The following is a 24,577-nucleotide window of genomic DNA, read 5'->3' as shown; positions in this document are numbered from 1 at the left end:
CCGTCGTACCGTCCGGGTAGATTTCGGCTCGTGACCGCCGAGCCAACCCCGCGCCAGCCCCGCCGAGACTCGCTCGGCCTGCCCCTGATCTGCGGCGCGGTCGCCGGTGCCGCGCTGGCCGGCCGTTGGGGCGCGCTCGCCGTCGTGGTCGGTGCGGTCTGCGGCGCCGCCGTCGTCACCGCCGCGACGGTGCTCGCCCGGGCGCGGCAGCGCCCCGGGGAGATCCCGGCGCTGTGGTCGCGCATCGTCATGAGCGGCACCCTCGCCGCCCCGGCCGGCTGGCTGCTCGGGCTCACGGGCGCGTCGCCGGTCGTCGTCGGCCTCGTCTTCGGCACGGTCGTCGGGCTGCTCGGCATCCGCCCGCAGAAGGTGATCCTCGGGCCGGTGCTCGGCGCGGCGGTCGGCTGGACGCTCGGCGCGGTCTGGTCGGGCATCCCGGCGGCGATCGTCGCCTGCACCACGGTGGTCGTCGGGCGGAGCGTCGCGGCGCTGGTGTTCCGGTCGCCGCAGGTGCGCCTGCTCGCCGAGGAGGTCGACGCCGACGACCTGCCCTTCGTCGTGCCGCTCGCGGCGAGCGGCTCCTATGTCGGCACGGGCTATGTGAAGGAGTTGGCCGAGTCGCTCGGCGGGCGCTACCGGCATGACGCGCCCGATGTGGGGATCGTCGCCTCGCTCGACGACCTCGCCGGACCGGAGCTCGATCCCGGCACCGTGGACCCGCTGGTCCGCGAGTTCTACGAGCACACGACCCGTTTCAAACTCGACATCGTGCCCGAGTGGCGGACCTGGGTCCGTCCCGGCTACCTGCTCTACCGCAACCTCGTCGCCCGGCGCCTCGGCCAGGCGAGCGTGCCGATGAACCAGCGCGAGGCGCAGCGCGGCATCCGCAGCCGCATCGACACGATCAGCGACGCCGCCGGTGCGGTCGGCGTCCGGGGCTGGATCCGGTCCTTCGCCGACACCGACGAGCCGATCTACGTCGGGATCTACACCACCTACCGCCGCGACGGGCGGGGCTATGTCAGCGTCGGCTTCCCGCTGCCGCAGTCGAGCTTCACCGCGACGCTCACGCCGCAGCCCCGTCCCGGTGGCGGCCTGATCCTCACCAGCGAGAGCGACCTCGACCAGCCGGGACACTATCTGACCTACGTGGACGAGAAGTCCCGGCGGCTCACGGCACTGGTGATCCCCGGTTTCGCCGAGCGCCTCGACGTCTACGCCGAAGGCGGCACGCTGCGCGCGGAGCACGCCTTCCGGGTCTTCGGCCTGCCGTTCCTGATCCTGCACTACCGGATCTACCGCAAGGACCGAGCCGCCTAACGGCGGCGGTCCGCCGACTGGCCACAGGGGACGCAGTGGGTCGCCCATGGCATGATCTCCAGCCGCCCGGCCGGGATCTCCCCGTCGCAGCTCGCACAGACGCCGAAGCCGCCGGCCTCGTGGCGGGCGATCGCCGCCTCCAACCGCAGCACCTGTTGGTGCAGGGCCTCGGCCACCATGTCGGTCTCGCTCGTCTCCGCAGCCCGGCTGCCCAGGTCCACCACGTCGCCGACGTCCTGGACGCTGCGGCGGCTCGCCTCGATCTCGCGGATCTGGGCGGCGTGCTGCTCGACCGCCTCACGGTGCCGGTCGTGCAGCATCTCGCCGATGTCGGTGCTCAGCGGCCGGTCCAGGGTGATCGTCATGATGGCTCCTTCGAAAGCGATCTGCGGTGTGCGAAAGGTCTTGCCCTGCTTGCCCTCGCGGCAAACTCCGTCTTCCCTGAGAGGATCCTGCGAGTCAGAGCGGCTGGTAGCAGCAGCGCACGCCGGTGCGTACCGCGGTTCGCAGCTCCTCGCCGATCACCGGGTCGGCGGTGGCGATATGCGCCAGGGCCCGGCGGATCGCCTTGCCGACCGAGATCCTGGCCCGCTCGGTGTTGCCCGCGAAGGTCCTGTCCCGGCCGCCCAGCCCCGTCCGTGCCGCCAGCTCGTCGATGAGCCACTGCCGCTCGGACCTGGCCCGTTCGGCCCGGGCGGGGTCGTGGCGGGCCTCCGCCTCCTCGACCTCGTCGGTGAGCTCGGTGAGGCGTCGGCGGTAGGAGCGCTTCGCCGCCTCGTCCAGCACCGGCTGGCCGGTGGTGGTGGCCGCAGCGATGCTCGACGCCGGGTCCGGGCCGACGGCGAGCTCCACTGCGGCGATCTCGTAGCCGGGGTTGGCGACGAGGGCGGCCAGGTATCGCGTACCCACGCTGTCGTCGACGACCGCGACCCGGTGACCGAGGCTGAATTCCCAGTCGCGGCCCCGACGGCGGCAGGCGACGGGCTGGCGGCGGCGGACGCCGCGAGCGGGCGGCGGAGCGGGAGCCGCGGGGAGCGCGACGCCCAGCTCGGCGGCGTCGCTGGTGGCGATGCCGAGCTGCCGGTCGGCCTCGGCGCGGTCGTCCGCGCCGGACCGCTGCCGCAGCGCCTGCGCCAGGCGGGCCCGGGACATCGCCGCGGCGGGGAAGTGGCCGAGCTTGAGGTTGTCGCGGACGGCGGCCCGCAGGTGCGTGACGGCCCGATCGGTCTCCCCGGCCGCGAGCGAGGCGACCCCCAGCGCGTGCTGGGCCGATCCGAAGCAGGCGACGCCCATGCTCGCCAGCATCGGCTGGTCGGCGTGGGGGAGGAGCAGGTTGTAGGCCTCCGTCGCGAGCTCACCGTCGGCGAGCAGGGCGGCCGCCTCGATCAGCCCGTAGATCATGACGAGCCAGCTGCTGGAGCGGGGCAGTGTGGCCAGGCCCGGCCCGTGCAGCTTCGCCAGCGCGGACATCGCCTCCCGCCGCTGGCCCGCCTGCGCGCAGGCGACGGCGAGCGCGGCCACATAGGAGTAGTCGCTGGCGCTCAACGTCGGCGAGGCGGCGAGCTCCCGCAGCATCGGCAGCAGGTCGGTGAGGCGCCCCTCGAACCAGGCGATCGCGACGAGCTGGGCGCCGTGCCAGCCGAGGGCGTCGACGTCGCCGGCCGATCTGCCGAGGTCGGCGCAGTCGGCGGCGAGGCTCCGCGCCTCGGCGAACCGGCCCGCTCGGATGCGGAGCATCACCTCGATCGCCTGGACCACGAAGGCGACCGCGAGGTGGTCCCGGTCGGCGAGCTCCGCACGCAGTTCGGTGAGGGCACGGTCGGCCAGTGCGTCGCCGTCGAGCAGGAGACCGACGACCCGCCACAGCAGCCCCATCAGCAGGTCGCTGCGGCACCCGTTGGCGATGGCGGCGCTGATGATCTCGTCGCTGAGCGAGCGGCGCAGCTCGCCGAGGCCAGGTCCGAGTGCGCAGTGGAAGGCGAGGCTCGCCGTGTCGAAGATCGCGATCTGGTCGCCGCAGCGGCGGGCCTCGTCGACGAGCGCGAGGGTCGCCGCGTGCTCGCCGATGCTGTACTCGTGCTCGGCGGCGAGCCGGGCGCGCAGCCGGATGCCGAGCGGTGAGGCGGGTTCGGTCGCGGCGACGGCCCGGCGGAGCCGGTCGCGGGTGAGGGTGGCGACCTGGACGCCGCGGTGCTCGTGTACCCAGAGCCCGCCGAGGCCGGCGGCGGCGAGCGCGAGCGCCTCGCCGTCGCCCGTCGCCTCGGCGGCGCGGTAGGCGGCGTCGAAGTGGTCCCGGCTCAGGGCGAGGTCGCCGTCCGTCCACAGTGCCTGGGTGCCGCCGCGCAGGAGTCCGCCGGGCTCCAGCCGCACCGATTCCCGCCATGGTGTCGGACCCATCTCATCCCCCAATGCACCGAGCTAGCTCAGCTATTGACCGGAGTATTGCACCGGGGGAGAGAGCGGAGTCAATGGTTGCCATGGTGCGGAAATCTGACGGTCACGCGGGCCCAGGTCACTCGTGTGCACTGCCGGATGTGATGGACGCCACTCCGAAAATGATCGGTGCAATTATTCACTACCTCGGATCAATTGACAGGAGCGTGGGGCGCGGCGCACGATGCGGCGAGCACTTGCGACCCCGGGCGAAAGGCCACCTGATGGACGACTTCCGACTCGTCGCCGATGACGTCGAGGCCGACATCCGGTCCGGCAGGCTGCGCCCCGGTGAGCGCCTGCTGCCGCAGCGGGAGTTCGCCCGCCGCCGCGGGATGGCCGTCTCCACCGCCGCCCGGGTCTACCAGGAGCTCACCCGGCGCGGCCTGACCGCAGGCGAGATCGGCCGGGGCACCTTCGTCCTCGGCGAGGCCGGGCCGCCGACCGTCGAGCACGGACCCGCGATGATCGACCTGGAGGCCAACTTCCCCGTTTTGGCCGAGCAGGTGCCGATGCTCGCCCGCTCGATCGCCCGCGTTCTGGAGCCCTCCGCGCTGACCGCGGTTCTCAACCCGGTGCCCGTGTACGCGACAGCCGAGGCCCGCGCCGTCGGTGCCGGGTTCCTCGGCCGGGGCGGCTGGCAGCCCGAGGCCGACCGGATGCTGTTCACCGGCAGCGGACGGCAGTCCATCGCGGCGGCCCTCGTCACCCTCGCCCGGCCCGGCCAGCGTCTCGGCGTGGAGGAGCTGACCTATCCGGTGGTCAAGTCGATCGCGGCCAGACACGGGGTGACCCTCGTGCCGATCGAGATGGACGAGCACGGGCTGAGCCCGTCGGCGCTGGCCGAGACGCACCGGCACACACCCCTCGCCGCCGTCTACGTCCAGCCCACCCTGCACAACCCGCTCGGCACCACCATGCCGGCTCAGCGGCGCGCCGAGCTCGGCGCCTGCCTCGCCGACCTCGGACTCGTCGCGATCGAGGACGGGATCAACTCCTTCCTCGACGACGAGGCGCTGCCGCTCGCCGCGTACGCCCCGCAGCAGACGATCGGCGTCGACAGCCTCTCCAAGCGGGTCGGGGCGGGCCTCAACCTGGGCTTCGTCCACGGCCCGGCCCGCCTCACCGAGCCGCTCGCCGCCGCGATCCGCTCCTGGACCTGGACGGCACCCGGACTCGCCCTCGCCTGCGCGGTCACCGTCCTCGCCGACGGCACCGCCGAGCGGATCATCCGGCTCAAGCAGCGAGACGCCGTCTTCCGCCACGCGATCGCCGGTGAGGTCCTCGCCGAGTTCGATCTGCAGTCGGACCCGCGCGCCTACCACGTCTGGTGGCGGCTGCCCGGGAAGTGGACCTCGGACGCCTTCACCTCGGCCGCGGCCCGGCTCGGCATCGTGATCAGCCCCGCCTCGGACTTCGCCGTAGCGCCGGCGCCGGAGGCCGTGCGGCTCTCGCTCTCCTCACCCGATCCGGTCGCCCTGCGGCGCAGCCTGGAGTTGCTCGCGGGGGTCGCCCGGACCATCCCGTCCGAGGTGGGAGCGGCCTACTGACCGCAGGCCGGAACGGGATGGAACGGCATGGCACGGTCCGGAACGCCCTTGGGGTGTCCATCGACACCTCGATTCCGGAGGAATACATGTCCAGGAAGCTATCCCTGCTGGCGCTGGCCGCAGCGGTCGTCTTCACCACGGTGGCGAGTGGCTCACCCGCCACCGCCGCTCCGCCGCCTTCCGTGCAGGCTGCCCCGCCCGTCGCCGCCGTCGACTGGGAGGGCCTGCCCACCTGGAGCGCCGGCTACGGCCCGATGCGCAACCAGAGCAACGGACTCAAGGCGCTGCGGTACGCCGTCCGCGACTACGGCATCAACCTCAACTGGACCGACTGGCCCAACTCCAAGTGGGAGGTCTACGGCCAGGGGCTGCCGACCAACGGCTCGATCACCGACACCACCAACGTGGCGATCAAGGTGCCTGGCGGCGGCTACCTGCGCTGGAGTCCGCAGGAGTGGGGCATCGACCTCGGCTGGTCGTCGACCCCCGTCTACGAGTGGAACCTGATCACCACCGCCACCGGCCAGGCCCTGTACAACCGGACCCGCAATGACTACGTCGTCTACGGCAGCCGGTTCTGGGGCGTCAACCTGATCTGGCTCGGCGACGCCGTGGTCACCCCGCCGGGATCGGGGGCGACCGGGGTGAAGACGGTCATCGCCTACAACTGCCACCGTGACTACCGGCCGCTGAACATGTGGGTCAACGACATGGACGCGGGCGGCTCCTGGGTCAACCTCGGTGTGGTCAACTCGCAGTGGAGCGGTGTCGGCGGCAGCTGCCCGGTGGTGGGCTCACCGTTCACCTACTCCCCGAGCGTGTCGAACCACCGCATCCAGATCGTCGGGGTGGACCACACCGCACCGGGCTGCTCCAACAACCCGACCATCGGCTCGTGCCAGCGGTGGATGTTCGGCTTCATCAGCAACACCACCGGCGGAACCGCACGGATCACGCTCTCCTGATTCGGACGCGCAGGGCTCGACCATCCCGGTCGGGCCCTGCGCGGCGTAGGTCAGCGTCGGCGCTGCTCGACCTGGCGCGTCTCGGTGCGGGCGTGCGGAAACGCGCCGGCCGCGCGTTTCTTCTGGACCAGGCGGGTGAGGTAGATGAGCGCGGCGCCGAGAACCCCCATGTCGTCCAGGTAGATCGGGTCCGGCAGGATGTCGATCGGGAAGATCGTGTAGGCCATCGCTCCCCAGAACACCCAGTTGCCGCCCGCGCCCAGCTCGTTGAGGGTCTTTTTCGTCTTCCACAGCCGCCGCGCCAGCTTCACCGCGCCGAAGATGGTGACGGCTGCGATGATCGCCACGACGATGGCGACCGCGATCCAGGCCTCGCGTGACATGGCTTCTCCTCGCACACCGGCTGCCCGCGTCTGTCGCGGCCAGTGATGGAAGCATGCCCGCCGGGGCGGGCGTGGCAAACCTCGGGCCCGGCCTGCCCTGAATTTTAATGCTGGACACGCCGCGAAATCCGTCACCACCGTCAGGATCGTTTCCGACACGCCGTCGATCCAGCATTAAGTTCAGGGGCCGACCGGCTCGTACGGCCGGGTTCGTCGCTGACGACGGACCCCAGTCGACCAGGCCGTCCACGACGAACCGGCGCTCGCCGCCTTCCGCGAGCGGTTGGAGATCCTGGACAGTCCGACCGCGACGGCGGTTGATCACACCGTTTCCCGAAAGAAGGTGCGATCAAGGCCCTTGATCGCACCTTCTTTCGGGAAACGGTGTGATCAGTGAAGGCGCAGCGCGCGGCGCTCGGCGGTCACGTCACCTTCCCCGAACCAGACGTGATCATGGGCGGTGATCACGTCGCTTTCCCCTAATTGGACGTGATCACCAGGGAAGAAGCGGGGGCGGGCCAACCACTCCGAGCCGCACCCAGCTCCCTCGTCGTCGAGCCCTGAACCCCGCCACACCCGTCGCCCCTTAGGACCAACTCTTCAAGAGTTGCGGCGATCTTGGCATGCGGCGCCGCGCCACTGCGGTGCCAGCGGGCGGCGCGGGCCGGGCGGCGCGGCGCGGGGCGGGTGGCGCGGTAGCGGATCGGACCGGAGGATCAGCTGGAGCGGCGGCGGCGGGTGATCAGGACGGTGGCGGTGCCCGCGATGAGCAGTCCCGCGCCGCTGAGCGCGATGGTGCCCACCGGCACACCCGTGATCGGGATCGGCTCCCCGCCGACCTCGGTGGTGACGCTGGCGGAGAGCGGCCCGACCCCTTGGGCGGCACACCGCGCGCAGGGCGTCACCGAGGCGGTGTTGGTCACGGACCCGGGCTGCGTCGGCGTCCCGGTGATGGTGAGAACCGTCGAGCCGCCCGCCGGAACTGCGGCCGTCGTGCTGATCGCGTTGCCGCTCCCGCTCGCGGGTGTGCAGGCCGGGCAGGTCCAGACCACATCGATCAGCGAGCCCGGCACCGTGTCGGTGATCGCCGTCGCCGGTGCCGCGAAGCTGCCGGTGTTGGTCACCGTCACGGTGTAGACGAGAGATCCGCCGGCGGTCACGGACGCCGCGCCGGTCTTCGTCACGGCGAGCGACACCGGTACCTCGCAGGGGGTGGTGACGGTGTCGCTGGCGTCGTCGGGGGTCCGGTCGGCGTTGGTCCCGGACGCCGACGCGCTCTGCGTGACGTCGCGCTCCGCACAGGCGGTCGCGTCGCCGCCGACGGTCGCGGTGAGGTGGACGACCCGCGTGGCACCCGCTGGCAGGTTGCCGAGTGCGCAGGTCAGTGTGGTGCCCGAGACGGTGCAGCCGGGTGCGGTGACGGTCGCCGGGTCGAACGCGGCCGGGATCGTGTCCGTCAGGACAACTCCGGAAGCGGCGGCGGGGCCGTTGTTGGTGACCGTGATGTCATAGGTCGCGTCCTGCCCGAAGACGAGCGGTGACGCGCTCGTCAGCTTCTTCTCGACGACGAGGTCCATGAACTGGTTGACCGCGGTGTCCGTGCTCGCGGTGTTGTTGGTCGGGTCGAGGTCCGTCCGGTCGGCCGGTGCCGTGACGACCGCCGTGTTGGTGATGGTCGTGCCCGCCGCCGCGTCGGCCGCGGTGCCGGTGATGGTGAGGGTGACCCCGGTGTTGGACTCCATCGCCGCGGTGACGCTGATGTCGTTGCCCGTGCCCGATGGCTGCCCGCACGAGGCGCCCGCGCCGCCGCTGCACGTCCAGGTGACGTCGGTGAGCCCGGCCGGGACGGTGTCGGTGATGACGGCGCCGGAGACCGGGTTCATGTAGTCGTTGCGCGCGATCACGGTGTAGGTGACCTGGCCGCGGGGGTCGACGGTGGCGGTCCCCGTCTTGGTGACGGAGAGGTCGGTCGGGACGGTGACGACGAGGTTGCGGATCTCGTGGTTGTTGGTGCCGCCGCCGGTGGAGCCGCTGAAGCCGAGCTTGAAGGTGTCCGGCAGCACGGGCTGGCCCGGCGCGGTCGCCACGTTGTAGTCGCTGATCACCGGCACCATGGCCGTGCCGGGACCGCTGTCGGAGAAGATCGACAGCATCGTCTGGCCGGGTGCGTTGGGCGTGATCGTGATGCGTACCTTGCGGAACCCGGCCCGGTCGCCGGTCTCGACGCTGCCGTTGGGCCCCGGCGCGTTCGTCAGCCACGCCCAGTTGGGGCTGGCGGCGTAGGAGCCGCGGATCGCGATCGTGTCGGGCTGCTGGCCGGGTCCGCCGAGGCCGCCGGAGAAGTTGCCGAACTCGTCGAAGCCGACACCGACGTATCCGCCCTGGATGCCGGTGTAGCCGAGGCCGCCGCCGGACTGCCCGATCGAGGGCGGGAAGGTGCCGTCCATGAGGAAGAACGAGAAGCCGTCGGCGCGGTGCCCGCCGAGGTCGATGCCGCCCCAGGTGGCGTACTCGAACTCCACGTTGACACCGAGTTCGGTGGAGAAGGCGTCGTTGAGGACCGCGGTGCCCGCCTCGAACGTGCCGGTGCCGGTGAGGTGCAGCCAGCCGTCGCCCTCGTCGGTGAGGCGTGCCTTGTCGGTGAAGACCCAGTCGGGGTTATTGGTCGTGGCACCGCTGAAGGGCTCGTCGATCGGGAACGCCGCCGCCCAGGCCGGCGACTCCAGCACCAGGCCCGCCGAGACCGCGATCGTCAGCGCCGCCAGCGCGTGCAACAGCGTTCTCGCCCGTCGTGCCATCACTTCACCCCGTTGATTCCCATTCGACTTCCAGTGATCAACGACGGTCGGGGACGGGCGTTCCTCGGTCGCCTATTGTCGCCGGTGCTACCGGTCGGTAGATTGCCGCGCATGCGTGCCGCCGCCTCGTTTCGAGGGCTCACCGCCCTGTCCGCCCTCGCCGGGATCGTGCTCCTGCTGATCCACACCGGCGGCGATCCGGCGTCGCTGATCTACTTCACGGTGCAGAGCAACGCGCTGGTCGCGGTCGTCTTCGCCCTCGCCGCGCTCGGCCGGGTGCCGGTCTCGATCCGCGGCGCGGCCACCCTCTACATCGTCATCACCGGCACCGTCTACCACCTGGTGCTGACGAACCCGGGGAGCCCGTTCTTCACCGTCGACCCGGGCGCGCACACGGTGCACAACTTCCTGCTCCACACGCTCACACCATTGCTCGCGGCCGTCGACTGGCTGCTCCTCAACAGAGACAAGACCCCCTGGTGGTACGCCGGAAGCTGGCTCGCCTACCCGCTCGCCTATCTCGCCTTCGCGCTCATCCGAGGCGCCGTCGTGCACAAGTACCCCTACCCGTTCCTCGACGCCGGTGAGCTGGGCTACCTCGGGGTCACCATCAGCTCGCTCGTCTTCGCGGTGCTCTTCTTCCTGCTGGGGCTGGCCCTGATCGGGCTCGGTGGGCTGGCCCGCCGCTTCCGTCCCGGCGCCGTGGAGCCCGCCGGGGCATAGGATGCGGTGTGACCAGCCCGAGAACGATCGTCATCACCGGGGGCAGCTCCGGCATCGGGCTCGCCGCCGCACGCCGGTTCGCCGCGCAGGGCGACGAGGTGGTGCTCATCGGCCGACACCCGCAGCGGCTGGCGAAGGCCGTCGAGCGGGTCCGGGAGGCCGGCGGGCGGACGCCGCGCAGCTACCGGGCCGACTTCGCGGTCCTCGACGAGGTGCGGGCGCTCGGAGAACGCCTCAACGCCGACCTCGACCGCATCGACGTGCTGGCCAACAACGCCGGTGCGCTGGTGCCGCTCACCCGGCGTACCGCCGATGGTCTCGATCTGACGATGCAGGTGAACCACCTGGCCGGATTCCTGCTGACGCACCTGGTGCTCGACCTGCTCAGGGCCGGCGCGCCGGCCAGGGTGATCACGACGGCCTCGCTCGCGGAGGCCTGGGGCTGGCTCGACGTGGACCGGCCCGGCGCGAGCCCGCTGCGGTTTCGCAGCCGGTGGCTGGCCTACGGTGCCAGCAAGCAGGCGAACATCCTGTTCACCGTCGAGGCGGCCCGCAGGTGGGGCGGCGACGGCATCGCCGCGACCAGCTTCTTCCCCGGCCTGGTGCAGTCGCGCTTCGGCCGGACCAGCGTGCTGTTCACCATCGCGCGGGTGATCCCGGGTCTGATCCGCTCGACGGCCGGTGGCGCGGACACCCTGGTCTGGCTCGCCGACGGCGAGGAGGGGCTCATGTCGGGCGGCTACTTCGCCTACCGCTCGCCCTTCCCCGCGACGCCCCGCTCCACCGACCCCGACCGCGCCGCCCGCCTGTGGGAGGCGAGCCTCGCCGCGGTCGGCCTTCCATCCACGGACAGCACCAGCTCTTGAAGAGTTGGTGCAACGGCTACCGGCGCAGCGTGCTGCCGAGGCGGCGGATCGCCAGCAGCAGCGCGGCGACACCGAGGACCGCCAGATAGGCGGCGGCGATCAGCATGTCGGTGCTCGGTGCGCCGAGGAACGGGTCCCGCACCAGCTCGATGGCGTGGTAGAGCGGCAGGAACTCGACGATGATCTGGATCGGCCGGGGATAGACGCCCAGCGGGTAGAACGTCGTCGCGAAGAGGAACATCGGCAGCATCACCAGCTGGATGAGCTGGAAGTCGTGGTAGGACCGCAGGAACGTCACGGTCAGCAGCCCGATCGCGGCGAAGGCGAAGCCGATGAGCAGCGCACCGGGCAGCGCGAGCAGCGCCCACGGCGAGTGGACCAGCCCGAACGCCGCGACGACGCCGAGGAAGGCGCCGGAGACCCCGAACCCACGCAGCAGCGCCCAGCAGATCTCGCCGAGCGCCACCGACCGCACCGTCATCGGCGTGGTGAGGATCGACTCGTAGGTGTGGTCGGTGGTGAGCTTGCTGTACATGTTGAAGGTGGTCTCGTTCATCGCACCGTTCATCGCGGCGGTCGCCAGCAGGGCCGGTGCGACGAACTGCGGATAGGTGATGGTCGCGTCGTGCAGCCCCGGCACGTCGCCGACGAGCATGCCGATGCCCACACCGAAGGCGACGAGGTAGAGCAGCGGCTCGAAGATCTCTGCCACCAGGACGATCCAGGTGTGGCGGTAGATCATCAGGTTGCGCTCGACCATCGTGCGGGCACGGCCGCCCCGCAGTCGCGGCGTGGTCGCCGGGGTGGCGGTCAGGACACTCATCGTCGGCTCCTCGCCGGACTAGACATAGAGGTTCTTGCGGAAGGTGCGGCGGGCGATCAGCAGCCCGACCAGCGCCATCACCAGCAGGTAGGCGGTGTGGACCGCGACGCCGCCGGCGGTCGCGGTGCCGAGCGCGAAGCCCCGGGCCAGCTCCACCCCGTGCCACAGTGGCGTGAGCTGGGCGAGCCAGCGCAGCGCGGGCGTGAGGTCGTCCAGCGGGAAGAACGTGCCGGAGAGCATGTACATCGACATGATGACGAAGCGGAAGATCGCCTGCATGGTGGAGGCCCGCTTCACCGTCACGGCCAGGGCCGCGACGGTGGTCGCGAAGGCAGCGCCGACGAGTACGCCGGAGAGCACCACCAGCACGCCTCGCCCCACCGGCAGGGCGCCCATGGCCGCGGCGACCGCACCGAAGGCCAGCGCGGTCGTCGCGACCCTGATGACGATGTAGAGCAGGTGCCCGTAGAGGATGTCCGAGGGGCTCATCGGCGTGGCCGCTGCGGCGAGGTAGTTCTTGCGTCCCCGCACCGACTGGAAGACCGGCCCGGCCGCTTCGATGTAGGTGGTCTGCATCGCCGCCGCCACCAGCAGCCCCGGCACCACGAACTCCAGGTAGGAGTAGCCGGGAAGGGCGTCGCCGCCGGTGATGAGCCGGCCGAGCCCGATGCCGATCGCGGTGAGGAAGAGCAGCGGGTTGACGACGTTGATGACGATCGTGCCGCGCCAGGTGCGGCGATAGCGGAAGAGCCAGTAGCGCAGCTCGCGCAGTGCCGGGGCGGACAGGGGGGTGCCCGTGGACATGAGGTTCCTAGTCGATGAGGGAGCGGCCGGTGAGAGTGAGGAAGACGTCCTCGAGGGTGGCCCGGCGGACGAGAGCGGTGATCGGGGTGACGTCGCGGCCGTGCACCGCGGCGAGCGTCTGCTCGCCGCCGGCGGTGTAGAGCAGCACCCGGTCGGCGAGCACGTCCATCCGCTCGGCGAGCCCGCGCAGCTTCTCCGCGGCGACCTCGCGTTCGGCGGCGGGAAAGCGCAGTTCGAGCACCTCGCGGGTGGTGTAGCGCTCGATCAGCTCGGTCGGGGTGCCCTCGGCGACGATCTTCCCGGCGTCCATGACGACGAGCCGGTCGCAGAGCTGCTCGGCCTCGTCCATGTAGTGCGTCGTGAGCAGCAGCGTGACGCCGTCCTGCTTGAGCTGGAACAACCGCTCCCACAGCAGGTGCCGGGCCTGCGGGTCCAGGCCGGTGGTGGGTTCGTCGAGCAGCACGATCTCGGGCTCGTTGATGAGGGCGCGGGCGATGGTGAGCCGTCGCCGCATGCCGCCGGAGAGCGCGCTGACCGGCTCGTCGGCCTTCTCGGTGAGCCGGGCGAACTCCAGCAGCTCGTCGCTGCGCGCCCGCAGCAGCTTCCACGGCAGCCCGAAGTAGCGGCCGTAGATGAGCAGGTTCTCCCGGACGGTGAGGTCGGTGTCGACGGTGTCGTCCTGCGGCACGACACCGAGCCTGGCCCGGATCTCCGCACCGTCGGTGGCGGCGTCGCGGCCGAGGATGCGCAGCGTGCCGCCGGTGATGGGGGAGACGCACGCGATCATGCGCATCGCCGAGGACTTGCCCGCGCCGTTGGCGCCCAGGACGCCGAAGGACTCGCCGCGGCGGACCTGGAGGTCGATCCCGTCGACGGCGGTGAAACCGCTGCTGCCGGCTTTGGCGTAGGTCTTGGTGAGGCCGACGGCCTCGATGAGGTTGTCGGTCATCGGGCCTGCTCCGCCTCGTCGGCGAGCTCCGGCTCCGGGGCGGTCGGCTTGCGGGCCAGGATGAAGGCCTGCTCGGTCTTGTCCTCGCCGATGCGCTCGCGCTGCAGCCGGGCGCTGACGACGAACCCGGCGTCGCCGAGCTGCTCGGCGAGCCGGTCGGGCAGGAGCCGGTGGAAGTGCAGCGGTGGGAACTCGTGGCCGAACGCCTCGGTCCGCACGCTCACATCCGCGCCGACCTGGAAGCCGAGCAGCAGGTAGCCGCCGGGTGCGAGCACCCGCTCGAACTCGGCGAGCGCCGTCGGGACGAGCTCGGGGACGATGTGGATCAGGGAATACCAGCCCAGCACCCCGCCGAGGGCGCCGTCGGCGATCTCCAGGTCGAGCATCGAGCCGACCTCGAAGCGCAGCTCCGGGTGGTCGTGGCGGGCGATCTCGATCATCGCGGGCGAGAGGTCGATGCCGAAGGCGTTCACCAGGCCCAGCGACCGCAGGTGACCGGTGACCCGGCCCGGTCCGCAGCCGATGTCGGCGACCGGCCCCAGATCCGCGGCGAGCACGAGCTCGGCGAAGGCGGTGAGCATGCTCCGGTCCACCGGCCGTGCGTCCAGCTCGTGGCGCCACAGGTCGGCGCAGGTGGCGGCGAGGATGTCGTAGGCCGCCCGGGTGTCGCTGAGGAAAGGCGCTTCAGTCACCCGCAGGACCCTAGCGGAAGTCGGCGAGCCAGGTGTGCGCGGCGATCACCATCGCTTCCACGCCAACGGAGATCGTCGGTTCGACGACGGGTGCGAACAGCGGTGAGTGGTTGGCGGGCGCCCGGGCCATTCCGGCCTCGATGCCGTCGGCGAAGAGCGCGGGATCCAGGCCGCCGAACAGCCAGTAGCAGCACGGCACACCGGCGGCGGTCGCGAAGAGGCCGCAGTCCTCGCTGCCGGTGACCGGTCCCGGGGACAGGATTCGACCGGCACCGAAGTGGTCGGCGAACGCCGCCTCGAGGATGCGGCGGATGCCGGTGAGCACCCGGTCGCGTACCGCCGGGGTGTAGGTCCTGACGTTGATCTGCAGCACGGCGTCGTCGGGGATGATGTTGTCCTTGGTGCCGCTGACGAGGGAGCCGACGGTGACGACGGCGGTCTCGCCGCCGGCGACCTCGCGGGAGACGACGGTCTGCAGCCGGGTGACCGCGTATGCGGCCATCACCACGGGGTCCACCGTGGTCTCGGGGCGGGAGCCGTGACCGCCGCGTCTATGCAGGACGACGCGCAGGCTGTCGGTGGCGGCGAACGCCGGCCCGGGGTGGATGCCGAGCATGCCGGCGGGCGCGGGGGCGACGTGCTGCCCGAGCACGATGTCGGGCCGTCCGAACCGTTCGAAGAGTCCGTCGTCGATCATCGCCTGCGCTCCGGCGCCGAGCTCCTCGGCCGGCTGGCAGACCGCCAGGATCGTGCCACGCCACGTGTCCCGGTCCGACGCCAGCACCTCCAGGGCGCCGAGCAGGCAGGTCAGGTGGACGTCGTGCCCGCAGGCGTGCATGACCGGTATGTCGTTGCCGTCGGGATCGATGCCTCGGGCCCGGCTCGCGTAGGGCAGTCCGGTGCGTTCGGCGACCGGCAGCGCGTCGAAGTCGGCCCGCAGCAGGACGGTGGGGCCCGCGCCGTTGCGCAGAACCCCGACGACGCCGGTCCGCCCGACGCCCTCGGTCACCTCGAAGCCGATGCGGTGCAGCTCGCGGGCCGCGATCGCGGCGGTCCGCGTCTCGGCGAAGGAGAGCTCGGGGTGCTCGTGCAGGTCGCGGTAGAGCTCGTGCAGGGTGTCGAGGCGATCGGCTGGGATCATGCTCGCAGGCTATGCCGCTCGCCGGGTGCGGACAGGAGAACCGCTGATCGGACGTCCCGCAGAACGTCCGATCAGCGTGATGGCGTCACGATTCGACGAGCGGGATGCCACCGTCGCCGTCGACGATGATGTCCATCTTGCCGTCCTGGGTCAGGTCCACCATGGTGAGGTTGATCTCGCCGTCGCCGTTGGTGTCGGCCTGGAAGAGGTCGGCCTTGCCGTCCCCGTCGGTGTCGATGGCCCACAGGTCGGGCTTGCCGTCGCCGTTGGTGTCGAGGGCGAGGATCTCATCGTGGCCATCGCCCCGGGTCTGCACGGTTTCACTCATGAGCGTCCGATACCCGGGCCTGGACGAGGTGAAACGCCTGCCTGGCCGATTTGCTCCGCGAACGGCCGCTGAGCAGGCAATACTGACTGCATGCTCTATGGCGAGGAACATGTGCGTCGTTACATCGAGACCGACGGCCAGGAAGGTCACGAGTGGCGGCCCGGCGTGCCGGCGCTGCTGCTGACGACGACGGGCCGCAAGTCCGGCAAGCACTACGTCACACCGCTCATCTACCAGAGCGACGGTGACGCCACCCTGGTGGTCGCGTCCAAGGGCGGTGCCGACGCGCCGCCGGAGTGGTTCCGCAACCTGCAGGCCAATCCCGACGTCGAGGTGCAGATCTGGGGCGAGAAGTTCCCGGCCCGGGCCCGCGTCGCGACGCCGGAGGAGAAGCCCGCGATGTGGCAGAAGATGGCGTCGGTGTGGCCGGCCTACGACGACTACCAGAAGAAGACCGATCGGGAGATCCCGGTCGTCGTGCTCGACCGGGTCTGATCGCCGTCAGCCCAGCGGCAGCAGCTCGGCCGGTCCGCCGGGCTTCCACTGCGGCTCGATGACCGCGATGGCGTCGGCACCGGCGGCGGCGAGCAGGCTCGCCGGTCGGGCACCCGCCACCACCGTCGCGCCGTCGCCGTGGCACCGCACCGGGACGAGCCGCACCGCTTCGTCCAGCGCCTGCACGTTGCCGGTCACCGGCAGCACCCGCGCCGGCGACGGTGCCCGGCCCAGCATCGCGGCGAGGAGCGGCTGCGCCACCGTCAGCCAGCCGATCAGCGCGGCGTAGGGATTGCCCGGCAGGCCGGCGACCCAGCGCGGGCCGAAGCGGGCCAGGATCTGCGGGTGCCCCGGCTTGCAGGCGACGCCGTCCACGAGCAGCTGCGCGCCGAGGCCGTCGAGCACGGCGTGCAGGTGGTCGCTGGCGCCCTTGGACGACGAACCGGTGACGAGCACGAGGTCGGCCTCGGCGAGCAGCGCCCGGCGCAGCTGCTCGGCGCCGTCGGCGAGGTGGTGCACTCCGGCCACGGTGGCACCGGCATCCTCGACGAGGGCGGTCAGCAACGGGCCCAGCGCGTCGCGTACCTGCCCGAGAGCGGGGAGCCCGTGCCCGACCACCTCGTCGCCGGTGATCAGCACCCGGACGCGGGGGCGGGCGCGGACCGCGATCGTGTCCAGCCCGGCGTGGGCGGCGAGCCCGATCAGCGCCGCCGTCACCTGCCGTCCGCGCTCGGCGAGCAGGTCGCCGGGGCGCAGGTCCTCGCCTGCCGTGCGGATGTGGCGTTTGGGTCGCAGCGGCGCGGTGACGAGGCCGGCGATCCGCTCACAGGACTCGTACATGACGACGGACTCGGTGCCCGGCGGGACGAGTGCCCCGGTGGCGATCTCCCATGCGGTGCCGGGGAGCAGCGGGGAGGTCGCGGGCTGCCCGGGGAGCACCTGGCCGGTGACCTGCCACGGCGGGGGACCGGCTACGGCGTACCCGTCCATGGCCGCCGTGTCCCCGCCGGGGAGGGTGACGGCCGAGCGGAGCTCGACGGCGAGCACCCGGCCGATCGCCGCGCCGAGCGTGACCTGCTCCGCCGCGAGCGGGCCCGCGGCGGCGGCCGCGAGCTCGCGCGCCCGCCGCCAGGGCAGGTCGTGCCGTGCGGGTGCGATGGGGACGGAGGCGCTGGTCAAGGCGATGGGCATGAGCCCATCACAGGCCGCGTTGGTTTCGCCGCCGACACGCCACCGTGTCGGGCCGGGGACATCGTCCTCTCATGATCAGTCGGCCGGTCGTGAGGAGCGGCGGGTGGCGAGCGCGAAGAACCGCTCCGGCGGGTCGTCGTAGGTCTCCAGCGACCACCCGGTGCGCTCGAGCGCGTCGCGCAGCCGGTGCTCGGCGAGCGGTTCGTCCGGTTCGAGTGCCCGGCCGTGCCGTGCGGCCAGGGCGGCGCGGCCGGACGGGTGGAACAGCGCCAGCCGTCCACCGCCGGCGGTCACCCTCGCCAGCTCGGCGAGCCCGGCCGCGGCGTCGGGCAGGTGGGTGATGAGCCCGGCGGCGAAGACCGCGTCGACGCTCCCGGCGCGCAGCGGCAGCCGCCGCGCGTCGCCGAGGACCAGGTGCGCGTCGCGGTCGCGGCCCTGCCCGCGTGCGGTGGCGAGCATCTCCGCGGTCACGTCCAGGCCGATGACGGTCCCGGTCGGTCCGGCGGCGCCGCGCAGCGCGGGCAGGGCGCGGCCGGTCCCGCACCCCACGTCGACGACCACACCCCCGGCCGGTACGCCGAGATCGGCCACCGCCCGTGCGTAGGCGGGGTGGTCGTCGCCGAAGCGGATGTCCCACACCGCTGCCCGGGCGGCGAAGAACGCCCTCGTCTCGGCGAGGTACCACGAGTCGTGGTGGGCGAGCGCCGGATCGATGTGGCGGATGACGGGCCACCCCGTGTCGTGCAGGTCCACCACGATCGCCGCGTCGCGCCGGTGGTGCCCGTGCGGCGCGTGCTGCGGCGGCGGGGTCCGCAGCCAGACCACGATGCCGCCCTCGGGAGGCCCCGTCCCGTCGGCGACGGCGATCTCGTGACCACCGGGTGGCAGGGCGGCCGAGAGCCGGTCGGCGAACCAGTCCGCGTGCTGATAGCCGTCGATGACGACACGTCTCGGGCCGGGCCCGATCGCCTCGGTCAGGCAGGAGAGGACCTCGTCCCAGCGGGCGCTCGCGCTCATCATCTCACTATCATGCAGATGCATGGAAGATGACGCTATCGCTTGGGTAACCGATAGCCCTGATGGGGTTACACCCTTGCATCTGCGACCGATAGGCTGACCGGGTGACGTCATTTCGCATCGGCGAAGCCGCCGAGCTCTTCGCGGTCAGTTCGGACACCGTGCGCCGCTGGGTCGATGCCGGGCGGCTGCCGGCCGGCCGTGACGAGCACGGGCACCGGGTCATCGCGGGGGAGGATCTCGCCGCCTTCGCCCGCACCATGGGCGGCGACCCGGAGGGCTCCGAGCAGTCGTCGGCGCGCAACCGGATGCGGGGCATCGTCACCGCCATCATCCGCGACACGGTGATGGCACAGGTCGACATCCAGGCCGGCCCGTTCCGGGTCGTGTCGTTGATGAGCAGGGAGGCCGCCGACGATCTCGACCTCCAGGTCGGTTCCGTCGCGGTCGCGGTGATCAAGTCGACCACGGTGGTCGTCGAGAGGCCGCAGACATCCGCTGTCAGCAAGGGGAGGAGCAGCACGTGAGGGTTTCGTGGATGCGCACGGCGGTCGCCGGTGTCACGGCGGCCGCGGCGATGATGATGGGTGCCTGCTCGGACGAGACGCCGAAGGCCCCGACGACGTCGCCGGGGGTGACCGGCAGCGTCACCGTCTTCGCCGCGGCATCGCTCACCGAGTCGTTCACCCAGATCGGCAAGGACTTCGAGGCGGCCAACCCGGGCGCGAAGGTGACCTTCAACTTCGCCGGGAGCTCCGCGCTCGCCACCCAGATCACCCAGGGCGCCCCCGCCGACCTGTTCGCCGCCGCGAGCCCGGCCACGATGAAGACCGTCACCGACGCCGGGGACGGCGAGGGCACCCCGGTCGTCTTCGTCAAGAACCAGCTCGTCATCGCGGTGCCCAAGGGCAACCCGAAGGGCATCAACACGCTGGAGAACCTCACCAAGTCCGATCTGAAGGTGGCGCTCTGCGCCGAGCAGGTCCCGTGCGGTGCCGCCGCGAAGAAGGCGATCGACGCGGCCGGGCTCAAGATCACCCCGGTCACCCTGGAGCAGGACGTCAAGGCCGCACTCGCCAAGGTGAAGCTCGGCGAGGTCGACGCGGCGCTCGTCTACCGCACCGACACGATCGCCGCCGCCGCCGACATCCAGGGCATCGAGTTCCCCGAGTCGGCCAAGGCGTTCAACGACTACCCGATCATCGTGCTCAAGGGCGCCCCCAACAAGACCGCGGCGCAGGCCTTCCTCGCCTGGGTCCTGTCCGACAAGGGCAAGGCCGTGCTGAGCAAGGCCGGATTCCTGGCGCCGTAACCGTGACCCAGACCCGCACCGCCGCCGAGGCAGCATCACCGCTGCCCCGGCGGCGTGTGCGCGGACGGATCCCGATCGGCCTGCTCCTGCCCGCCGGGCTGGGCCTGGCGTTCCTGGTGCTGCCGCTCGCCGGGCTGCTGATCCGGGCACCCTGGGCCACCCTGCCGCAGCGGCTCACCGAACCCGGCATCCTGACCGCCCTGCGGCTGTCCCTCGTCACCGCGACCCTCGCGACGGTCGTGTGCGTGCTGCTCGGCGTACCGCTGGCCTGGCTGCTGGCCCGCGTCGAGTTCCGCGGGCGTCGCGTCGTCCGGGCGCTGGTCACCGTGCCGCTCGTCCTGCCGCCCGTCGTCGGCGGCGTCGCGCTGCTGCTCGTCTTCGGCCGCCGCGGCCTCATCGGGTCCTGGCTCGACAGCACCTTCGGCATCACGCTGCCCTTCACCACGACCGGGGTCGTCATCGCCGAGGCGTTCGTCGCGATGCCGTTCCTCGTCATCGCCGTCGAGGGGGCGCTGCGCGGCGCGGACTCCCGCTACGAGGAGGCCGCGGCGACCCTCGGCGCCAACCGGTGGGCGGCGTTCCGGCACGTCACGCTGCCGCTCGTCGCCCCGGGCATCGCCGCCGGTGCCGTGCTCTGCTGGGCGCGGGCACTGGGCGAGTTCGGCGCGACGATCACCTTCGCGGGCAACTTCCCCGGGCGTACGCAGACGATGCCGCTCGCCGTCTACCTCGCGCTCGAGACCGACCTGGAGTCGGCGATCGTGCTCAGCCTGATCCTGCTGACGGTCTCGGTGGCGATCCTGGCGAGCCTGCGCGACAAGTGGATCGGCAGCCCATGAGCGCGGTCCTCGACTCCCACCTCGTCGTGCAGCGCGGTGCCTTCCGGCTCGACATCGCCCTGACGATCGGGGCGGGGGAGGTCGTCGCCCTGCTCGGGCCCAACGGGGCGGGCAAGACCACGGCACTGCGCGCCCTCGCCGGGCTGCTGCCCGTTGACGCCGGGCAGGTGGTGCTGGGCGGTCAGACTCTCGACGAACCCTCCCGCGGGGTCTTCGTGCCCGCCGATCGGCGGCCCGTGGGGGTCGTCTTCCAGGACTACCTGCTGTTCCCCCACCTCAGTGCGCTGGACAATGTGGCGTTCGGGCCACGCCGCCACGGCGTGGGCAAGACCGCTGCCCGGCTGCGCGCCGCCGCCCTGCTGGAACGGGTGGGGCTGATCGAGCAGGCCCGGCGCAAGCCCCGGCAGCTCTCCGGTGGGCAGGCGCAGCGGGTGGCGCTGGCCCGGGCACTCGCCGTCGATCCGGTGCTGCTGCTGCTGGATGAGCCGCTGGCGGCGCTGGACGCGCGTACGCGGCTGGAGACCCGGGCCGAGCTGCACCGGCACCTGGGGGAGCAGCCGGGGGCGACGCTGCTGGTGACCCACGATCCGTTGGACGCGCTGGTGCTCGCCGACCGCCTCGTCATCATCGAGGACGGGCGGATCGTGCAGGAGGGGGACGCGGCGACGATCACCGCGCAGCCCCGGACGGACTACGTGGCCCGGCTGGTCGGGCTGAACCTCTACCGCGCTCGGGCTCACGGCCACACCGCCGTCCTGAGTGGAGGCTTCTCGCTGGCGCTCGCCGAGGCGCTGGAGGGGGACGTGTTCGTGGCGTTCGCGCCGACGGCGGTGGCGCTGCACCCCCGGCAGCCGGAGGGGAGCCCGCGCAACACGTGGCCGGCGACGATTACCGGGATCCAGCGGCACGGGGACAACCTGCGGGTGCAGTTGGCGGGGGCGGTGGACGCGGCGGCGGACATCACGCCGAATGCCGCAGCCCACCTGAACCTGATGCCGGGACAGGTGGTCTGGGCTGCGGTGAAGGCGACGGAGACCCGCGCCTACCCCGCCTGAGTACGGCACGCGCGGTTCAGAGCAGCCACCGCACATTCCGAGCGGGCGGGCGGTTGCCGGCGGTGTGCTGCCCCGGGTAGAAGGCCACAGTCGAGTTGATGTCGATCTCGTAGAAATGGTTTGGATCGTCCATCGCCTTCTCATGCAGGAAGTACTCCTGGCTGTCAGCGACGATGAATCCGAACGTCTTGTCGAGGGGCTTGGACTTGATGGTTCCGACAAGACGTTCCATATGGTTCGGGTCTGCCTGGCGTCGACGTTCCCGCAGCCGTGAAGCTGCAGCAGCGTAGGCCTGCGCTGCGCTCGATGAGACGTTGCTCCGCGCGGTTCTGCGTGCCCAGTGTTCGAAGAACAGGCACATGTCCAGGACATAGGCATCAAGGACTGCCACATTCACCAACTCCACCGCTTCGACCAATCTGGCTATCATGCGGGCGGCAGAGTCGTGAGATGCAGGGCTCTCGGCGCGTCGGACAAGGGCCTCGACTGCACCAAGTAACACGCATATACAATCCCACTCTGCATTGTATGTGATGTCCGGTCGTTTGAGGAGATCCATCGCCAATTGGGTTGCCTCGTTATAGGCTTCCAGCTCGAGATGAGCCTGAGCGATTCCGACCTCCACCAGCAGACTGTCTGGATCCAGCTCGTGCGCCTCCTGCAGCATCCGCAACCCTTCGTATGGGTTGAGCTGGTTGGTTACGAGGAATCTGCCGTAGAAGTAGCGCACGTAGGGACTCGTCGACGACATCTCGACGGCATTCTGGTAGGAGTTCTGCGCCTCGCTGAGATTGTTGGCGAGGTCGAAGATGTAACCCATGACCCGGTGCGGCTCTGGATATCCGGGGGCCAGAGCCCGTGCCTGTATACAGCGTTCGATGGAGTCGCTGAACTGTCCGGCCGCCGCATCGTCTAAGGCGATGCGCAGCTGACCGGCCGCGTGGAAGTCGCCGGGATCGCGGATCTCCAGGGTGTCCGGCGCGTACGGGTTCCGGCTATGTGCGTACTGCAGCTCGCCACCGATCTTGATCAGTTCGCGCTGGCGCGCGGAGATGTGGCGTTGCTGGTCGAGTGTCGGCGGATGATTCTTCCGCATGTATTTTCGCGCGAAGTCGCTGAGTGCTAACGCGTCGCGGTGCACACCGGCCGCCATCTGGGTGACGAAGTTCGTTCGTAGTAGTTCGTAGGCGGCGGTCTCAGTACGTGCGGCGTCAAATCCGTTGAGGAAGGCAAGCTCGGCCCGCGTGTGACTGCCCGTGGCGATCAGCAGGGACTGGAGCAGCGTCCGAGCATCTGCGCTGAGCTGGTCGAAGACGTTGCGCATGCAGAAGTCCAGAACAAGATCCTCCTTCCGCAGCAACTGCTCGGGCGACTCCCTGCCCAGCTCTACTCCGGCGACGAACCACTTGATGAAACCAGGGTGGCGGTTCATGCGCTGCACGTAGTGGGAGGCTTCCTCACCGGTCAAGCTGGCCAGCGACGACACCCTCCGTGCGCGAGCCAGCGAGCGCAGCAGATGGGTGGCCTCCTTCTCATCCAGTGGCGCCAAGTTGATCCCTCGCTGGTCTTTCACCCCGAAGCGACTGGTGATCAGTACCTTCGAGCCGCGCGGTACCCGGACAATGAAGTCGAGGACCCGCTCGTCCATCACCGTTTCGAGATTGTCGAGGATCAGCAGGGTGCGGAACTCCGACAGATAGGTCCGTACCTCGGCGATCGGGTTTTCCGCTCCGGCGGGGCCGGCCAGTTGTGTGGCCGTCCGTTCGAAGACCCCCATGGAGTCCTGAATCGCTCCCGGGATGCGCTTGATCTCCGATGTTGTCAGTACCTCTGACTTCGCGGTTGTCCACACCACTATCTCGAAGGGGCATTCAGGGTGATCAACAAGGTCATAGGCTACCTGCAGTGCCAGCGCGGTCTTGCCGATCCCTCCCTCGCCGAGCAGCGACACTACAGGCCAGGGACCGTGAAGCAGCTCATCGAGCAGTTCGGCGCGGTTGACTCTCCGGCCTAATAGGCCTGTTTCGTCGAAATCGGCGTCCGGGAGATTGTGCGACACCGCGCTCTGCCTGTCCTTGCGCAGGTCGGGACGCAGGCTAATGACAAAGGCAGGGTTTTCGGCAAGTTGGCGCTGAGTGCTGTTGAGCTCCGGCCAGGGGAATCCGGCCACTCCGCTCAGCTCCTCCGCCAGGTCCACTATTTTCGGGAGATCGCCCAATTCCAAGGGACGCGAGTGCGCTACCCGATTGCGTACCGGAATAGCTCCTTCCAATGCTTTGCGCAGCGACACCAGCCCTTCCCGCGTGTCCTCCGGGAAGAAGGGGCGCAGCTTGTTCATCAACGCGAGCGCGTCCCCGAAGTCGACATAGGGAAGTAGCGCGGTCAGGCTGGTGTGATCCGTCTGCTTGCGCCGGTCGTTGAGCCTGCGTTCGATTGTTTTGGCGAGCATCGCCGCGTCGAACACCTGCTCGACGGGATGCTCTCCGCAGAAGGTCGACAGCAGCGTTCTCAGATCATGCTCGATGGCACGGATGAGTGCGTAGCAGGTCAGGCTGGAAAGGTTGCTGGACACGAGCACCCCTCATCGGCAGGCAAGTCCGCAACGTATCAACGTCGATGAGTTGGCGGGTATCGTCCTGTCGCCTATCCACGGACAGACGCCTGGCCCTGGTCAGGGCCAAGAAGTGGGATTAATCGGCACGTGAATCAGGTTGTCGGGTGCGCTATGGCCGGGTAATAGAACACGTATGGCGGATGAGATCCCACCGAAAGGCGAGCAGGCCGAAGGTGAATGATCGAATGGCACCAATGATCGTTGGATGTTAGACACGACCGCTGTCTCCTCGACCTGTCGGTCAGGGTCCGTTCTGCTCGCGGGCACCGCGGGCGGTCC

Annotated in this window: 23 protein-coding genes; 10 read left to right on the top strand and 13 right to left on the bottom strand. The window is 70.6% G+C overall.

The annotated features are described in order from the left end of the window. Positions 1 to 30: 30 nt before the first annotated feature. Positions 31 to 1,320 (top strand): hypothetical protein, encoded by a 1,290-nt coding sequence (locus tag F4553_RS09015; protein WP_184834415.1) that lies wholly within the window; start codon positions 31 to 33, stop codon positions 1,318 to 1,320. Here the strand turns inward: F4553_RS09015 and F4553_RS09010 are convergent. Beyond that, complete coding sequence (locus F4553_RS09010; RefSeq protein ID WP_184834413.1) at positions 1,317 to 1,685, bottom strand: TraR/DksA family transcriptional regulator; 369 nt, start codon at positions 1,683 to 1,685, stop codon at positions 1,317 to 1,319. The two genes, F4553_RS09015 and F4553_RS09010, sit on opposite strands and share 4 nt — an antisense overlap. 94 nt (positions 1,686 to 1,779) lie before the next feature. Further along, positions 1,780 to 3,717 carry a hypothetical protein gene (locus F4553_RS09005; protein WP_184834411.1) on the bottom strand — a complete coding sequence of 646 codons (1,938 nt, stop codon included), beginning with the start codon at positions 3,715 to 3,717 and terminating at the stop codon, positions 1,780 to 1,782. A 260-nt stretch (positions 3,718 to 3,977) separates the two neighbouring features. Here F4553_RS09005 and F4553_RS09000 point away from each other — a divergent pair, with 260 nt between their 5' ends. Together F4553_RS09000 and F4553_RS08995 are read left to right on the top strand one after the other, a co-directional pair. Further along, the gene (locus tag F4553_RS09000) at positions 3,978 to 5,303 is read left to right on the top strand and encodes an aminotransferase-like domain-containing protein (RefSeq protein WP_184834409.1); all 1,326 of its coding nucleotides are present in this window, start codon (positions 3,978 to 3,980) and stop codon (positions 5,301 to 5,303) included. Between the two features lie 86 nt (positions 5,304 to 5,389). Further along, positions 5,390 to 6,268, top strand: coding sequence for a hypothetical protein (locus F4553_RS08995; protein WP_184834407.1), 879 nt, complete (start codon positions 5,390 to 5,392; stop codon positions 6,266 to 6,268). Positions 6,269 to 6,318: 50 nt separating this feature from the next. Here F4553_RS08995 and F4553_RS08990 read toward each other — a convergent pair whose 3' ends face one another. Continuing rightward, on the bottom strand, positions 6,319 to 6,651 hold the full coding sequence (locus tag F4553_RS08990; protein WP_184834405.1) for a YkvA family protein: 333 nt from the start codon (positions 6,649 to 6,651) through the stop codon (positions 6,319 to 6,321). Positions 6,652 to 7,367: 716 nt separating this feature from the next. Then, positions 7,368 to 9,449, bottom strand: coding sequence for a lectin-like domain-containing protein (locus tag F4553_RS08985; protein WP_184834403.1), 2,082 nt, complete (start codon positions 9,447 to 9,449; stop codon positions 7,368 to 7,370). A gap of 111 nt (positions 9,450 to 9,560) precedes the next feature. On the opposite strand from F4553_RS08985, the gene F4553_RS08980 reads away from it, so the two are divergent. Continuing rightward, positions 9,561 to 10,172, top strand: a complete 612-nt coding sequence (locus F4553_RS08980) for a Pr6Pr family membrane protein (protein WP_184834401.1) — start codon at positions 9,561 to 9,563, stop codon at positions 10,170 to 10,172. A gap of 8 nt (positions 10,173 to 10,180) precedes the next feature. Then, on the top strand, positions 10,181 to 11,038 hold the full coding sequence (locus F4553_RS08975; protein WP_312875142.1) for an SDR family NAD(P)-dependent oxidoreductase: 858 nt from the start codon (positions 10,181 to 10,183) through the stop codon (positions 11,036 to 11,038). Between the two features lie 16 nt (positions 11,039 to 11,054). Here the strand turns inward: F4553_RS08975 and F4553_RS08970 are convergent, their stop codons facing one another. From F4553_RS08970 to F4553_RS08945, 6 genes are all read right to left on the bottom strand, one after another. After that, positions 11,055 to 11,861 (bottom strand): ABC transporter permease, encoded by an 807-nt coding sequence (locus F4553_RS08970; RefSeq protein WP_221469826.1) that lies wholly within the window; start codon positions 11,859 to 11,861, stop codon positions 11,055 to 11,057. 18 nt (positions 11,862 to 11,879) lie between these two features. Next, positions 11,880 to 12,665: an ABC transporter permease gene (locus F4553_RS08965; protein WP_184834399.1), complete on the bottom strand. Its 786-nt coding sequence runs from the start codon at positions 12,663 to 12,665 to the stop codon at positions 11,880 to 11,882. Positions 12,666 to 12,672: 7 nt separating this feature from the next. Then, positions 12,673 to 13,614 carry an ABC transporter ATP-binding protein gene (locus F4553_RS08960; protein ID WP_184834397.1) on the bottom strand — a complete coding sequence of 314 codons (942 nt, stop codon included), beginning with the start codon at positions 13,612 to 13,614 and terminating at the stop codon, positions 12,673 to 12,675. Continuing rightward, complete coding sequence (locus F4553_RS08955) at positions 13,611 to 14,306, bottom strand: class I SAM-dependent methyltransferase (RefSeq protein WP_184834395.1); 696 nt, start codon at positions 14,304 to 14,306, stop codon at positions 13,611 to 13,613. The genes F4553_RS08960 and F4553_RS08955 overlap by 4 nt, the downstream gene beginning before the upstream one ends. Positions 14,307 to 14,316: 10 nt before the next feature. Further along, entirely contained in the window at positions 14,317 to 15,447 is a 1,131-nt protein-coding gene (locus F4553_RS08950) for an amidohydrolase (RefSeq protein ID WP_184834392.1), read from the bottom strand. A gap of 85 nt (positions 15,448 to 15,532) precedes the next feature. Continuing rightward, positions 15,533 to 15,775 (bottom strand): hypothetical protein, encoded by a 243-nt coding sequence (locus tag F4553_RS08945; protein ID WP_184834390.1) that lies wholly within the window; start codon positions 15,773 to 15,775, stop codon positions 15,533 to 15,535. Between the two features lie 90 nt (positions 15,776 to 15,865). Between F4553_RS08945 and F4553_RS08940 the strand changes: the two genes are divergently transcribed. Next, positions 15,866 to 16,270 (top strand): nitroreductase family deazaflavin-dependent oxidoreductase, encoded by a 405-nt coding sequence (locus F4553_RS08940; protein WP_184834388.1) that lies wholly within the window; start codon positions 15,866 to 15,868, stop codon positions 16,268 to 16,270. Between the two features lie 6 nt (positions 16,271 to 16,276). On the opposite strand, the gene F4553_RS08935 is transcribed toward F4553_RS08940, so the two are convergent. Continuing rightward, on the bottom strand, positions 16,277 to 17,461 hold the full coding sequence (locus tag F4553_RS08935) for a molybdopterin molybdotransferase MoeA (RefSeq protein WP_184834386.1): 1,185 nt from the start codon (positions 17,459 to 17,461) through the stop codon (positions 16,277 to 16,279). A 75-nt stretch (positions 17,462 to 17,536) separates the two neighbouring features. After that, positions 17,537 to 18,478: a class I SAM-dependent methyltransferase gene (locus F4553_RS08930; RefSeq protein ID WP_246466253.1), complete on the bottom strand. Its 942-nt coding sequence runs from the start codon at positions 18,476 to 18,478 to the stop codon at positions 17,537 to 17,539. 104 nt (positions 18,479 to 18,582) lie between these two features. On the opposite strand from F4553_RS08930, the gene F4553_RS08925 reads away from it, so the two are divergent. From F4553_RS08925 to F4553_RS08910, 4 genes are read left to right on the top strand one after another with little or no spacing between them, the layout of a single operon-like run. Continuing rightward, entirely contained in the window at positions 18,583 to 19,005 is a 423-nt protein-coding gene (locus tag F4553_RS08925) for a TOBE domain-containing protein (protein WP_184834381.1), read from the top strand. Positions 19,006 to 19,016: 11 nt separating this feature from the next. Continuing rightward, positions 19,017 to 19,790, top strand: a complete 774-nt coding sequence (gene modA / locus F4553_RS08920; RefSeq protein ID WP_184840540.1) for a molybdate ABC transporter substrate-binding protein — start codon at positions 19,017 to 19,019, stop codon at positions 19,788 to 19,790. Between the two features lie 41 nt (positions 19,791 to 19,831). Further along, on the top strand, positions 19,832 to 20,629 hold the full coding sequence (locus F4553_RS08915) for an ABC transporter permease (RefSeq protein WP_221470060.1): 798 nt from the start codon (positions 19,832 to 19,834) through the stop codon (positions 20,627 to 20,629). Beyond that, positions 20,626 to 21,684 (top strand): ABC transporter ATP-binding protein, encoded by a 1,059-nt coding sequence (locus tag F4553_RS08910; protein ID WP_184834377.1) that lies wholly within the window; start codon positions 20,626 to 20,628, stop codon positions 21,682 to 21,684. The genes F4553_RS08915 and F4553_RS08910 overlap by 4 nt, the downstream gene beginning before the upstream one ends. A gap of 16 nt (positions 21,685 to 21,700) precedes the next feature. Here F4553_RS08910 and F4553_RS08905 read toward each other — a convergent pair whose 3' ends face one another. Then, positions 21,701 to 24,256, bottom strand: a complete 2,556-nt coding sequence (locus tag F4553_RS08905) for an NB-ARC domain-containing protein (RefSeq protein WP_184834375.1) — start codon at positions 24,254 to 24,256, stop codon at positions 21,701 to 21,703. Positions 24,257 to 24,577: the final 321 nt, after the last annotated feature.

The organism is Allocatelliglobosispora scoriae (assembly GCF_014204945.1).
Taxonomy (GTDB): domain Bacteria; phylum Actinomycetota; class Actinomycetes; order Mycobacteriales; family Micromonosporaceae; genus Allocatelliglobosispora; species Allocatelliglobosispora scoriae.
Note: the sequence above shows the minus strand (reverse complement) of the source record. Positions and strands in the feature narration are given on the sequence as shown.